The 13468-nt window shown below is 64.3% G+C and carries 9 protein-coding genes; 4 read left to right on the plus strand and 5 right to left on the minus strand.

What is annotated here, in order from left to right:
- Positions 1–63: 63 nt before the first annotated feature.
- The 4 genes from greA to dapB all read right to left on the minus strand — a co-directional run bounded on the left by greA (position 64) and on the right by dapB (position 6116).
- Positions 64–546, minus strand: coding sequence for a transcription elongation factor GreA (gene greA / locus M1D97_RS14270; RefSeq protein WP_456268372.1), 483 nt, complete (start codon positions 544–546; stop codon positions 64–66).
- Entirely contained in the window at positions 543–3773 is a 3231-nt protein-coding gene (gene carB, locus M1D97_RS14275; RefSeq protein WP_456268373.1) for a carbamoyl-phosphate synthase large subunit, read from the minus strand. The genes greA and carB overlap by 4 nt, the downstream gene beginning before the upstream one ends.
- A gap of 85 nt (positions 3774–3858) precedes the next feature.
- Positions 3859–5013 (minus strand): glutamine-hydrolyzing carbamoyl-phosphate synthase small subunit, encoded by a 1155-nt coding sequence (gene carA, locus M1D97_RS14280; protein ID WP_456268374.1) that lies wholly within the window; start codon positions 5011–5013, stop codon positions 3859–3861.
- A 296-nt stretch (positions 5014–5309) separates the two neighbouring features.
- Entirely contained in the window at positions 5310–6116 is an 807-nt protein-coding gene (gene dapB / locus M1D97_RS14285) for a 4-hydroxy-tetrahydrodipicolinate reductase (RefSeq protein ID WP_456268375.1), read from the minus strand.
- Between the two features lie 90 nt (positions 6117–6206).
- Between dapB and M1D97_RS14290 the strand changes: the two genes are divergently transcribed.
- On the plus strand, positions 6207–7190 hold the full coding sequence (locus M1D97_RS14290; protein ID WP_456268376.1) for an esterase-like activity of phytase family protein: 984 nt from the start codon (positions 6207–6209) through the stop codon (positions 7188–7190).
- 30 nt (positions 7191–7220) lie between these two features.
- Here the strand turns inward: M1D97_RS14290 and M1D97_RS14295 are convergent, their stop codons facing one another.
- Positions 7221–8300, minus strand: coding sequence for a substrate-binding domain-containing protein (locus M1D97_RS14295; protein ID WP_456268377.1), 1080 nt, complete (start codon positions 8298–8300; stop codon positions 7221–7223).
- A 145-nt stretch (positions 8301–8445) separates the two neighbouring features.
- On the opposite strand from M1D97_RS14295, the gene M1D97_RS14300 reads away from it, so the two are divergent.
- From M1D97_RS14300 to fdhF, 3 genes are read left to right on the plus strand one after another with little or no spacing between them, the layout of a single operon-like run.
- Positions 8446–8952 (plus strand): formate dehydrogenase subunit gamma, encoded by a 507-nt coding sequence (locus M1D97_RS14300; protein ID WP_456268378.1) that lies wholly within the window; start codon positions 8446–8448, stop codon positions 8950–8952.
- The gene (locus M1D97_RS14305; RefSeq protein WP_456268379.1) at positions 8952–10520 is read left to right on the plus strand and encodes a formate dehydrogenase beta subunit; all 1569 of its coding nucleotides are present in this window, start codon (positions 8952–8954) and stop codon (positions 10518–10520) included. Before M1D97_RS14300 ends, M1D97_RS14305 begins: the two co-directional genes overlap by 1 nt.
- Positions 10514–13459 carry a formate dehydrogenase subunit alpha gene (gene fdhF / locus M1D97_RS14310; RefSeq protein ID WP_456268380.1) on the plus strand — a complete coding sequence of 982 codons (2946 nt, stop codon included), beginning with the start codon at positions 10514–10516 and terminating at the stop codon, positions 13457–13459. The genes M1D97_RS14305 and fdhF overlap by 7 nt, the downstream gene beginning before the upstream one ends.
- Positions 13460–13468 lie beyond the last annotated feature (9 nt).

Consider the following 13468-nt stretch of genomic DNA (forward strand, 5'->3'; position numbering starts at 1 on the left):
CGAATCAAAAGGCCCCCGACAGTGTCGGGGGCCTTTTTCATGACGGGGCCGATATCCCCCGAATCAGGCGATATGTTCGACGCTGTCGATTTCGTATTCAACGTCGCCACCGGGCGTGCGCACGTTGACGACATCCCCCTCGGACTTGCCGATCAGCGCGCGCGCAATGGGGGAGTTGACCGAAATCTTGCCGTTTTTGATGTCGGCTTCATCCTCGCCCACGATGCGGTAGGCCACCTCTTCTTCGGTCTCGAGGTTCAAAAGCCTGACCGTGGTACCAAAGATGACGTTGCCGTTATGTGGCATTTTGGTGACATCGATGACCTGGGCATTGGACAGGCGCGCCTCGATCTCCTGGATACGCCCCTCGATGAAACCCTGCTGCTCGCGCGCGGCGTGATACTCGGCGTTCTCCTTCAGGTCGCCGTGTTCGCGCGCCTCGGCAATGTCCGCGATCACTCGCGGACGATCAACACTCTTGAGCTGGTTGAGCTCTTCACGCAGGGCCTGCTCGCCCTGCACCGTCATCGGCACCCTGGTGGTCATGCGGTTACACTCGTATGGAGTTCCTGAAGTCGCCGCACGGTAATCTCGTTACCATACTCAAGCGCCATGCACACGGCACGCGCCCCGGCCAGGGTCGTGGCATAGGGCACCTTGTGCGACAGCGCCGAGCGGCGAATCATGGAAGAATCGTTAATGGCCTGCCGTCCCTCGGTCGTATTGACGATGTAGGCAACCTCATCGTTTTTGATCATGTCGACAATGTGGGGACGGCCTTCAAACACCTTGTTGACCGGCTCGACCGGCAGATCGGCAGCCTCGAGGGCCCGTGCCGTACCGCTCGTCGCGATCAGCGTGAAACCCAATGTTAACAGAGAACGCGCCACGTCAATAACGCCCTCCTTGTCGGGGTCACGGACCGAAAGGAACGCCCGGCGGTCGCCGCTCAGCGCCGGGATGGCCTCGCCGGCACCCAGCTGGGCCTTGTAAAAGGCCTCGGCAAAGGTCGCTCCGGTCCCCATCACTTCGCCGGTCGACTTCATTTCCGGCGTCAGGATCGGGTCCACGCCCGGGAACTTGTTGAAAGGGAAGACCGCCTCCTTGACGCTGTAGAAATCCGGAATGTGCTCCCGGGTAAACTCGAGCTCGGACAGCGTCTTGCCGGCCATGACGCGCGCCGCCAGCTGTGCCAGCGAGCGCCCGATGCACTTGGAGACAAACGGCACGGTACGCGAGGCGCGCGGATTGACCTCGATGACATACACTTCGCCATCCTGCCAGGCCAGCTGCACATTCATCAGCCCCACGACGTTGAGCTCCAGCGCCATACGCTGCACCTGATCGCGCATGCGATCCTGCACCTCTCCCGGCAGCGAATAGGGCGGCAGCGAACACGCCGAATCCCCGGAGTGGACGCCCGCCTGTTCGATGTGCTGCATGATGCCGCCGATCACGACATTCTTGCCGTCACTGATGGCATCGATATCCACCTCGATGGCGGCATTGAGGAAATGGTCCAGCAGCACCGGCGAGTCGTTGGAGACCTTGACCGCATGGGTCATGTAGTTCTCGAGCTCGTCGGCCGAATAGACGATCTCCATGGCGCGTCCGCCCAGCACATAGGAGGGCCGCACGACCAGCGGGTAACCGATCTTTGCCGCCTTGACGAAGGCGTCTTCAAAGCTGCGTGCCGTGGCGTTATTGGGCTGTTTGAGGCCGAGCTTGTCGATCATCTGCTGGAAGCGTTCGCGATCCTCGGCGCGATCGATGGCGTCCGGCGCGGTGCCGATAATGGGCACGCCCGCGGCCTCCAGATCGCGCGCCAGCTTCAGCGGCGTCTGGCCACCGAACTGAACGATCACGCCCGCAGGCTTCTCGGTTTCGACAATGGCCAGCACGTCCTCGAGCGTGACCGGCTCGAAGTAGAGACGATCGGAGGTGTCATAGTCGGTCGACACGGTCTCCGGGTTGCAGTTGACCATGATGGTCTCATAGCCGTCCTCGCGCATGGCGAGCGCGGCGTGAACGCAGCAGTAGTCGAACTCGATACCCTGACCGATCCGGTTGGGACCGCCCCCCAGCACCATGATCTTCTGTCGATCGCTGGGGTCGGCCTCGCACTCCTCTTCGTAGGTGGAGTACATGTAGGCCGTCGAGGTCGGAAACTCGGCCGCGCAGGTATCGACCCGCTTGAAGACCGGACGCACATCCAGCGTCTGGCGACGCTCCCGGAACGCCTTTTCACTGACGCCGATAAGACGGGCCAGGCGCGCATCGCCAAAGCCGCGACGCTTGTAGAAGTAGACCTGCTTGCGGCTGAGATCATTCAGGGACGTCTTGGCGATCTGACCTTCCAGCACGATCAGCTCCTGAATCTGGATCAGGAACCAGCGATCGATTTTGGTGAAGTTGAACACCTCATCCAGCGAATGACCGGCCCGGAAGGCATCTGCCACGTAGAAGATGCGATCGGCACCGGGGCGCTGCAGCTCGCCCTGCATCAGCTGCCGCGACGCCTCATCGAAATTCGACAGCTTGGGGTCCAGGCCATCCACGCCGATTTCGAGTCCCCGCAGCGCCTTTTGCAGCGATTCCTGGAAGGTGCGCCCGATGGCCATGACCTCGCCCACCGACTTCATCTGGGTCGTCAGACGGTCGTTGGCCTGCGGGAATTTTTCGAAGGTAAAGCGCGGAATCTTGGTGACCACATAGTCGATGGCCGGTTCAAACGAGGCCGGTGTGGCACCGCCGGTGACCTCGTTTTGCAGCTCATCGAGGGTGTAGCCCACCGCCAGCTTGGCGGCGACCTTGGCGATCGGGAAGCCGGTCGCCTTGGAGGCCAGCGCCGACGAGCGCGACACGCGCGGGTTCATCTCGATCACCACCATACGCCCGGTATCCGGATCAACGCCGAACTGCACGTTGGAGCCGCCGGTTTCCACGCCGATCTCACGCAGCACCGCAAGCGATGCGTTACGCATGATCTGGTATTCCTTGTCGGTCAGCGTCTGGGCCGGGGCCACGGTAATGGAGTCACCGGTATGCACGCCCATCGGATCGAAGTTCTCGATGGCGCAGACGATGATGCAGTTGTCGCTTTTATCGCGCACCACCTCCATCTCGTACTCTTTCCAGCCCAGCAGCGACTCGTCGATCAAAAGCTCATGGTTGGAGGAGAGCTCGAAACCGCGATGGCAGATCTCTTCGAACTCTTCGCGATTATAGGCCACGCCGCCACCGGAGCCGCCCATGGTGTAGGACGGGCGGATGATGCAGGGAAAGCCCAGTTCGGCCTGAATCTCCCAGGCCTCTTCCATCGCATGCGCGACGCGAGCCCTGGGGCACTCAAGCCCGATGTTTTTCATCGCCTTGTCAAAAAGGTCGCGGTCCTCGGCCTTTTCGATCGTCTGGGCGTTGGCGCCGATCAGCTCGACCCCATACTCGTCGAGCACGCCGCGGCGGTCCAGCTCGAGCGCACAGTTCAGCGCGGTCTGCCCGCCCATGGTGGGCAGCACGGCATCCGGGCGCTCGCGTTCGATGATGCGCGCCACCGCCTCCCAGGTCACCGGCTCGATATAGGTCGCATCGGCCATGACCGGGTCGGTCATGATGGTGGCCGGATTGGAGTTGACCAGAATGACCCGGAACCCCTCCTCGCGCAGCGCCTTGCAGGCCTGGGCGCCGGAATAGTCGAACTCACAGGCCTGACCGATAACGATGGGGCCGGCGCCAATGATCAGAATGCTTTTCAGGTCGGTACGTTTTGGCATGACGATTTCACTGCGTCGAAAAATGGGATGCGAACAAGTCGAATACGAGGGCAAGCCGGCCGCCGCGGACGGCGACCGGGTCGAGTCAGGCCGGCTGGCGGCGCGTCTCCATCATGGCCACGAAGCGATCAAACAGCGGTGAAACATCATGTGGCCCGGGACTGGCTTCCGGATGGCCCTGAAAGCTGAAGGCCGGCGTATCGGTCAATTCAATGCCCTGCAGGGTATTGTCAAACAGCGACCGATGGGTGGCGCGAATATTGGCCGGCAGCGACGCCTCGTCAACGGCGAATCCGTGGTTCTGACTGGTGATCATGACATGGCCGCGATCGATATCCAGCACCGGATGGTTGGCCCCGTGGTGGCCCTGCTTCATCTTGACGGTGGTCGCCCCGCCGGCCAGCGCCAGCAGCTGATGGCCCAGACAGATGCCAAAGACCGGCGTGCCGGTGGCCAGAATTTCCTGAATGGCCTTGATGGCGTAGTCACAGGGCTCGGGGTCGCCGGGGCCGTTGGCCAGAAAGACGCCGTCAGGGTTCATCGCCAGCACCTCGCTGGCCGGTGTCTGCGGCGGTACCACGGTCAGGCGACAGCCGCGGCTGGTCAGCATGCGAAAGATGTTGTGCTTGGTGCCATAGTCATAGGCCACCACGTGCCGGGCGCGGTCGCGCTGGCGAAAGTCGGCGTAGCCCTGGCCGAGCTGCCATTCGCCGTCGTGCCACTCATGAATCTCGCGGGTGCCGGCCTCACGCGCCAGATCCATGCCCTTGAGACCCGGGAAGTCGCGGGCGGCGGCCAGCGCACGCGCCACGGCCTCATCACCCTGGGCCTCCGCGCCGGCGACAATGGCACCGTTCTGTGCGCCCTTGTCGCGCAGCAGGCGCGTCAGACGGCGCGTGTCGATATCGGCAATGCCCAAAATGCCGTGGGCGGCCAGATAGTCGTCGAGGGCGCGGACGCTGCGGAAGTTGCTGACCAGGCGCGGCAGATCGCGAATGACAAGGCCGGCGGCATGAATGCGGTGGGATTCGACATCTTCTTCATTGATGCCGGTGTTGCCGATATGGGGATAGGTGAGCGTGACAATCTGGCGAGAATAGGAAGGGTCGGTCAGGATCTCCTGATATCCTGTCATGGCCGTATTAAAGACCACCTCGCCACTGGTTTCTCCGTCGGCGCCAATGGAGACACCGTGAAATACGCTGCCATCCTCGAGCGCCAGAATCGCGGGTTTGATCAATGCAACGTCCTCCACAGGGCAAAAGAGACTGTCAGCGCAAGCGACATGCCACAACGCTGAGTGCAAAACCGGCCGTCTGGCGACCCCGTTGACCATGCCCGCGGCGCGCCCTGACTGAAAGCGCGACCCCGGGCTGCAAAAAAGCGGGACAAAACCCCGAAGGGTTTCATCCCGCTTTTGCTATCGCCATGGTCTGCGGGTTCGACCCGGCCAAATTGCGCCGATGATATCGGATTTCATCGGCGCGTGCCATTATGCGATGACCGTCGGTGGTCAATGTCGCCGATAAACCCCGTTTACTTGAGCCCCAGCACGTCCTGCATGTCGTACTGTCCGGCATGCTGATCCATCAGCCAGTGCGCCGCCCGGACCGCACCGCGACCAAAGGTCAGCCGGCTGGAGGCCTTGTGGGTAATCTCGATGCGCTCGCCTTCGGCGGCAAACAGTACGGTATGCTCGCCCACGATATCGCCGCCGCGCACGGTGGAAAAGCCGATTTCGCGGGCACTTCGCGGGCCGATCTGCCCGACGCGCTGGTAGACACCGTCCGCCTTCGGATCACGCCCCAGCGGCTCGGCCACGGCGCGCCCCATCATCAGGGCCGTACCGGACGGCGCATCCACCTTGTGGCGATGGTGGGCCTCGATGATCTCGATATCAAAGCCGGCATCGCCCAGCGCCCGCGCCGCTGTGGACAGCAGATTGAGCGACAGATTGACCCCGGTGCTCATGTTGGCGGCAAACACGAAGGGGACCCTCGTGGCGTAGCCTTCAAGCGTCTCCAGCTGGGCATCATCGAAGCCGGTCGTGCCGATCACGAGGCGCTTGCCGTGCTCGGCGCACACGGCCAGATTGTCGAGCGTCAGCGCCGGCGTGGTGAAATCGATCACGACATCGATGTCATCGATGATCGTCTCGAGGCTGCCGGCAAGCGTGACGCCCAGCCGTCCCTGACCGGCCAGCTCCCCGGCATCGGCGCCGACCAGTGAGCTGTCGGGGCGCACCACGGCGCCGGTCAGCCGGGCGCTGTCATCCCCGTGGACGGCCTCGATCAGCATTTTGCCCATGCGCCCTGCAGCGCCCATGATGGCGATTCGTGTCACGCGTCCTCCTGCCTGTTGATTCATGACCGTTATTGATGAGCGTTCAATGCGTGCCACTATAGCGTATCCCCGCCCATGATCGGATGCCCCATGACAGACAGGCCTTTCTCCCGGTATCTCTCCGTGTCATTGCTGGCCCTGTGCCTGACGCTGCTGCCCGGCTGTACCCGGGCGGGCATCGTGGACCCCGGCGGCCCGGCGGGCGGCTCGCGCCCCGAGCGTCTCGAGTGGTGCGGCATGCTGGAACTGCCGGATCGCATGCCCGATGGCCGGCCGCTGGGCGGGCTGTCGGAACTGGCCTTCGATCCGGACAGCACCCTGTTGTACATGCTCTCCGATCGCGCCCGGCTCTATCGCGCCCGCCCCCATTTTGATGACCGCCAGCAGCTGAGTCGCCTTGAACTGCTCGACTCGACACCCCTGCGTGATCACAAGGGGCAGCCGCTCGAGATGCCACGAGCCGACAGCGAATCCATGGTACTGATCGAGGGAAACAACGGTGAGACGCAGCTGCTGATCGGCTTTGAACGTCAGCATCGACTGCAGCGTTTCACCACTGACGGCCGGCCGCTGGGGAAGGCCCTTCAACCCTCGGCACTGGCAGGGGCAGCCTACAACGGCAGTTTGGAAGCGCTGGCCAACTCTCCGGTCCACGGCATCATCGCCGGACTGGAGTTTGCCTCACAGGGCATGGCCGCCAATGAAAGCCGCCTGTTCGATCTCGACGGTCGCCAGTGGCGCTGGCAGCGCGCCGGGGACAATAGCGGCCTGACCGCCATGGCGCCGCTGGACGATGACCTCCTGCTGCTGGAACGGGACTTCGAGGTCGGCAGGCCCCTGACCATCTCGCTGCGCCGCGCTCGTATCACCGATACGCCGCAGGGCAGCGTGGTTCCCGGTGACACCATCGCCCGGCTGGCCAGCGACGAGGGCTGGCGGCTGGACAACTTCGAGGGGCTGACCCGTATCGCTGCGCAGCGCTATCTGATGGTCAGCGATGACAACTTCAGCTGGCTGCAGCGCTCGCTGCTGGCCTGCTTCGAGCTTCCCGACGAGGCGGGCCCCGGCTCGTGACGGCCCCTCCCGTGGCAGCGCCGGTACGGCTCAGGCCTCTTTTGCGTTATCCGCCAGCAGTGCCTCGAAGGTCGTGATGTCACCACAGCGATCCGGTGCATAGCCGTTGAGCGCCGCCACCTCCCTCAGAAAGCCCTGCGAGCTCATGTGGGCGAGCAGCGCCTGCAGATTGTCCTGCATCAGCCGATCGCGGTGGCAGATCAGCAGATAGTGCTCGGTGGCCAGAGGCACGAAGCCGAGTCCGAACTGTGCTGCCGCCGCCTCGACGCCGAAGCCGGCGTCGGCCATGCCGGCCGCCACATAGGCGGCCACCGCCGTATGCGTGAACTCCTCATGGCGCGCGCCGTGGAGCTCGGTTTCGTCGACCCCGTGCGCCGTTCGCAGCAGATCGAACAGCATGCGCGTGCCGGAGCGCTCGTTGCGGTTGATGAACCGGACCTCGGAGCGCACCAGATCCCCCATGCCGCGGACCCGGTCGGCATCCTCGCGGCGCAGCATCAGCCCCTGACGCCGGGTCACGAAGCGAATGACCGCCAGCTCCTGCGTCATCAGCCAGGGCTTGTAAAACGCCATGACCTGCTCGGCCAAATGCGGATCGCTGGGCACGTGAAAGCTGGCCAGATCACACTCGTCGCGGCGCAGCGCCTCGAGCGCCTCGATGGAGGAGCAGTAGCGCAGGTCCAGATCGCCCGGGAACTCCGGCAGCAGCGATACGGCATAGCCGTGGCTGGCATGCAGACGCAGGACCGGATGGGCGCCGTCCAGCAGCTGCTGCAGCTGATGGTTGAGCTCGGAGGCCATGCTGTCGATCTGGGGCCCCAGCCGCGCCCGCACCCGCTGCTCCGCCCACAGCAGCTTCTCGCCCAGCGGCGACAGCTGCGTCCCGTGCCCCCGGCGCATCTCCACCAGCGCCATGCCGAAAAAGGCCTCGCCCCGGTTGAGCAGGTTCCAGGCGTGGCGATAGGAGATGTTCGCCTCGCTGGCGGCACGGGTGAGCTTGCCGGTCTCGCGCAGCCCTGCCAGCAGCACGAACAGTACCGGGTCGAGCAGCTCGCCATCCTCGCGGTAAAAGCGCCATGACGGGACGATGTTCAACTTTGTGCTAAGCATTTTTGTTCATATTTTGCCGCCGTATCGGGAGTGCTAATTTGGTCACGAACGTGACCCTGACATAAAGCAGTTATGCACAACGATTCCTATAAGACGATCGGATGAGCGCTGTCGCTTCAATCCTCCGACCTGATGAGATCCGGCCATGTCACAGACTTATTCTCCCGTCGCCGACGCCTGGACACCGGCGCAGCTGCAGGCAGTGATCGACGCCCATCGTTCGATGCCGGGCGCCATGCTGCCGACGCTGCACGCCATCCAGGACCGCTTCGGTTTCATCCCCGATGCCGCGGTCCCCATGATCGCCGAGGCGCTGCGCCATACCCGCGCCGAGGTCCACGGCATCATCAGCTTCTATCACCATTTTCGTACCCATCCACCGGGGCGCAGCGTGATCCAGATCTGTCGCGCCGAGGCGTGTCAGTCGGTCGGCAGCCGCCGGCTCGAGGCGCACGCCAAAAAGACCCTGGGCGTGGATTATCACCAGACCACGCCGGATCATGAGTTCACGCTCGAGCCGGTCTACTGTCTGGGCAACTGCGCCTGCGGCCCCTCGGTGCGCGTCAATGACGACGTCTATGGACGCATGACGCCCGAGCAGTTCGATGAACTGACCGATGAGCTGTCGGCGACCGTCGTGGAGGTGAAGTGATGGCCATTACCGTTTATGTCCCCCGGGACACCACCGCCCTCGCCCTCGGCGCCGATCGCGTGGCGGCTCGGCTGGAGCGCGGCGCCCGGCAACGCGGCGTGGAGATCAATCTTGTGCGCAACGGCTCCCGCGGGCTGTTCTATCTGGAGCCGCTGGTCGAGGTCGAGACCGCCGAGGGGCGCCTCGCCTACGGTCCGGTCACGCCGGGCGATGTTGAGGGTCTGATCGAGGCCGGTCTGTTCGAGGGGCGCCAGGCGCACTCGCTGGCGCTGGGGCCGACCGAAGAGATCGACTATCTCAAGCGCCAGCAGCGCCTGACCTTTTCGCGCATCGGGATCACCGACCCGGTATCGCTCGAGGACTACACCACCCTGCGCGGCTTCGAAGGGCTGAAAAAGGCGCTGGCGCTGGACAGCCAGGCCGTTGTCGACGAGGTCAAGACCTCGGGGCTGCGCGGTCGCGGCGGCGCAGCCTTCCCGACCGGCATCAAGTGGCAGACCGTGCACGATCAGCCGCCGGGCCAGAAATATGTGGTCTGCAACGCCGACGAGGGCGACTCCGGCACCTTCGCCGACCGGCTGGTCATGGAGTGTGACCCCTACATGCTGATCGAGGGTATGGCCATCGCCGGCCTCGCCGTGGGCGCCGAGCAGGGCTACATCTATCTGCGCTCGGAATATCCGCTGGCCCACGACATTCTCGACGACGCCATCGCCCGGGCCATCGCTGCCGGCTACCTGGGCGACAACCTCCTCGGCAGCGGCCGCGCCTTTCATCTGGAGGTGCGTCTGGGGGCCGGCGCCTACATCTGCGGCGAGGAGACTTCCCTGCTGGAGAGTCTTGAAGGCAAGCGCGGGCTGGTCCGTGCCAAGCCGCCGCTGCCCGCCATCGAAGGGCTGTTCGGCCGCCCGACCGTGGTCAACAACGTGCTGTCGCTGGCGGCGGTTCCCTTCATCCTCGATCAGGGCGGTCAGGCCTACGCCGATTATGGGCTGGGCCGCTCCCGCGGCACGGTGGCCCTTCAACTGGCCGGCAATGTTCAGCGCGGCGGGCTGGTCGAGCTGGCCTTTGGCACCAGCCTGCGGGAACTGATGGAGGGCTTTGGCGGTGGCACCCTGAGCGGCCGCCCTCTCCGGGCCGTGCAGGTCGGCGGTCCGCTGGGTGCCTATCTGCCCGAAAACCAGTGGGACCACCCCATCGATTACGAAGGATTTGCCGCCTTTGGCGGCGTGGTGGGCCACGGTGGCGTGGTGATGTTCGACGACAGCGTCGACATGGGCGACCAGGCCCGCTTTGCCATGGAGTTCTGCAGCGTTGAGTCCTGCGGCAAGTGTACGCCCTGCCGGATCGGCGCAGTGCGCGGCGTGGAAGTCATCGACCGCATCCGCGACGGGGAATCGGCGGAGAAGAACCTCGCCCTGCTCACCGATCTCTGCGACACCATGGTGGATGGCTCTCTGTGTGCCATGGGCGGCATGGCGCCGTTCCCGGTCCAGAGCGTCATGCAGCACTTCCCTGATGATCTGACACCTCGACAGGCCGCAACGGCAGGAGGTACGACATGCTGAATTATTTCGATCCCAAACAGGTCGATGCCCAGCAGTTCAATGCGGGACTGGGCGGCGTCGGCGACTACCAGAACGCCTTCAACCCGGCGTTTTTCGACCGCGATATGGGCACGCCGGCACGCACGTCGGAAACCCCGGTCGAGCTGACCATCGACGGCACCGCGATTCGCGTGCCGGAAGGCACCTCGGTGATGCGCGCCGCCGCGCTGGCCGGCATCACCATTCCGCGCCTGTGCGCCTCGGACAATCTCGAGGCGTTCGGCTCCTGCCGGCTCTGCGCCGTCGAGATCGAGGGGCGCCGCGGCATGCCGGCCTCGTGTACCACGCCGGTCACCGAAGGCATGGCGGTCACCACGCAGAACGCCAAAATCGCGAAGCTGCGCCGCAACATCATGGAGCTCTACATCTCCGACCACCCGCTGGACTGCCTGACCTGTCCGGCCAACGGCGACTGCGAGCTGCAGGACATGGCCGGCGTGGTCGGGCTTCGCGAGGTGCGCTACGGTTATGAGGGCGCCAACCATCTCGACGCCGAAACCGACGACTCCAACCCCTACTTCAGCTTCGACCCCAGCAAGTGCATCGTCTGCTCGCGCTGCGTGCGCGCCTGCAACGAAGTGCAGGGCACCTTTGCGCTGACCATCGAAGGGCGCGGTTTCGATTCGAAGGTGGCCGCCAGCCAGAACGAGCCGTTCATGGACTCGGAATGCGTCTCCTGCGGCGCCTGCGTGCAGGCCTGCCCCACCTCGACGCTGATGGAGAAAAGCGTGATCGAGGAGGGCGTGCCGGAGCACAGCGTCATTACCACCTGTGCCTACTGCGGCGTGGGCTGCTCGTTCGAGGCACAGATGAAGGGCGACAAGGTGGTCCGCATGGTGCCGTACAAGGGCGGTGACGCCAATCACGGCCACTCCTGCGTCAAGGGCCGCTTCGCCTTCGGCTACGCCACTCATAAGGATCGCATTCGCGAGCCGATGATTCGCGATTCGATCGACCAGCCCTGGCGGGCCGTCTCCTGGGAGGAGGCGATCAGCTTTGCCGCGCGTCGCCTCAAGGAGATTCAGGGCCAGTACGGACGTGAAAGCGTCGGCGGTATTACCTCGTCGCGCTGCACCAACGAAGAGACCTATCTGGTTCAGAAGCTGGTCCGCGCTGCCTTTGGCAACAACAATACCGACACCTGCGCCCGTGTCTGTCATTCGCCCACCGGCTATGGTCTCAAGACCACGCTGGGCGAGTCCGCCGGCACCCAGACGTTTGACTCGGTCATGAAGGCCGACACCATACTGGTGATCGGCGCCAATCCGACCGATGCGCATCCGGTGTTTGCCTCGCAGATGAAGCGCCGGCTGCGTCAGGGCGCCACCCTGATCGTGGCCGACCCGCGCCGCATCGATCTTTTGAAGACACCCCACGGCGGCGGGGGCATGCACCTGGCGCTCAAGCCGGGCACCAACGTGGCACTGGTCAACGCCCTCGGCCATGTGGTCGTCACCGAAGGCCTGGAGGACACCGACTTCATCGCTCGCCGCTGCGAGACCGATGCCTATCAGCGCTGGCGCGAGTTCATCTCCGAGCCCCGCCACGCCCCGGAAGCGGTGGAAGCCGAAACCGGCGTGCCGGCCGACCAGGTGCGTCGGGCGGCCCGCGCCTATGCCAGCGCCGGCAATGGCGCCATCTACTATGGCCTGGGCGTCACCGAGCACAGCCAGGGCTCCACCACGGTCATGGCGATTGCCAACCTGGCGATGGCGACCGGCAACATCGGTCGTGAAGGCGTCGGGGTCAATCCGCTGCGCGGCCAGAACAACGTGCAGGGCTCCTGCGACATGGGCTCGTTCCCGCACGAGCTGCCGGGCTATCAGCACGTGGCCGACCCGGAGATCCGCCAGCGCTTTGAAAGCGTGTGGAACGCAAAACTCGACGACGAGCCGGGGCTGCGCATTCCCAACATGTTCGATGCCGCCATCAACGGCACCTTCAAGGCGCTTTACGTGCAGGGCGAGGATATCGCGCAGTCCGACCCCAACACCCAACACGTCGAGTCGGCCCTGTCAGCGCTGGACTGTCTGATCGTGCAGGACATCTTTCTCAACGAGACGGCGAAATACGCTCACGTGCTGCTGCCGGGCGCCACCTTCCTCGAGAAAAACGGCACCTTCACCAACGCCGAGCGGCGCATCAACCGCGTGCGCCGGGTCATGCCACCGGTGGCCGGCAAGGAGGACTGGGAGGTCACCCAGGATCTGGCCAACGCGCTGGGCTATCCCATGAACTACAGCCACCCCTCCGAGATCATGGACGAGGTGGCCAGTCTGACGCCGACCTTTACCGGGGTGAGCTACGACAAGCTCGAGCAGCTCGGCAGCATTCAGTGGCCCTGCAACGATGACTACCCGCTCGGTACCCCCACCATGCACGGTGTGGACTTCCCGATCGGCAAGGGGCACTTTGCCATCACCGAGTACGTGGCCACCGATGAACGGGTCAATCCGCGCTATCCGCTGCTGCTGACCACCGGACGCATTCTCAGCCAGTACAACGTCGGCGCGCAGACACGGCGCACCGCCAACAGCAGCTGGCATGAGGAAGATGTACTGGAGATCCACCCGGCGGATGCCGAGGATCGCGGCCTCAACGATGGCGACTGGCTGGGGATTCGCAGCCGCGTGGGGCATACGGTACTGCGCTGTCGCATCAGCGATCGCATGGCACCGGGCGTGGTCTACACCACCTTCCACCATCCGGGCAGCGGCGCCAACGTGATCACGACCGACAACTCCGACTGGGCCACCAACTGTCCCGAGTACAAGGTGACAGCCGTCCAGGTCGAGAAGGTCTCGCAGCCGTCGTCGTGGCAGCAGCAGTTCCAGCGCTTCGACGAGCGCCAGCAGCGCTATCTGGCCGATGCCGATGCCCCGGAGCCGGCGCTCAAATGAGTGCCGGTG

The sequence above is a fragment of the Kushneria sp. AK178 genome, assembly GCF_053903105.1.

Bases quoted from the DNA above. Each gene is read 5' to 3' on its own strand.
- carB (WP_456268373.1), bottom strand. From the start codon at position 3,773: ATGCCAAAACGTACCGACCTGAAAAGCATTCTGATCATTGGCGCCGGC.
- M1D97_RS14290 (WP_456268376.1), top strand. From the start codon at position 6,207: ATGACAGACAGGCCTTTCTCCCGGTATCTCTCCGTGTCATTGCTGGCC.
- M1D97_RS14300 (WP_456268378.1), top strand. From the start codon at position 8,446: ATGTCACAGACTTATTCTCCCGTCGCCGACGCCTGGACACCGGCGCAG.
- greA (WP_456268372.1), bottom strand. From the start codon at position 546: ATGACCACCAGGGTGCCGATGACGGTGCAGGGCGAGCAGGCCCTGCGT.
- fdhF (WP_456268380.1), top strand. From the start codon at position 10,514: ATGCTGAATTATTTCGATCCCAAACAGGTCGATGCCCAGCAGTTCAAT.
- M1D97_RS14305 (WP_456268379.1), top strand. From the start codon at position 8,952: ATGGCCATTACCGTTTATGTCCCCCGGGACACCACCGCCCTCGCCCTC.
- M1D97_RS14295 (WP_456268377.1), bottom strand. From the start codon at position 8,300: ATGCTTAGCACAAAGTTGAACATCGTCCCGTCATGGCGCTTTTACCGC.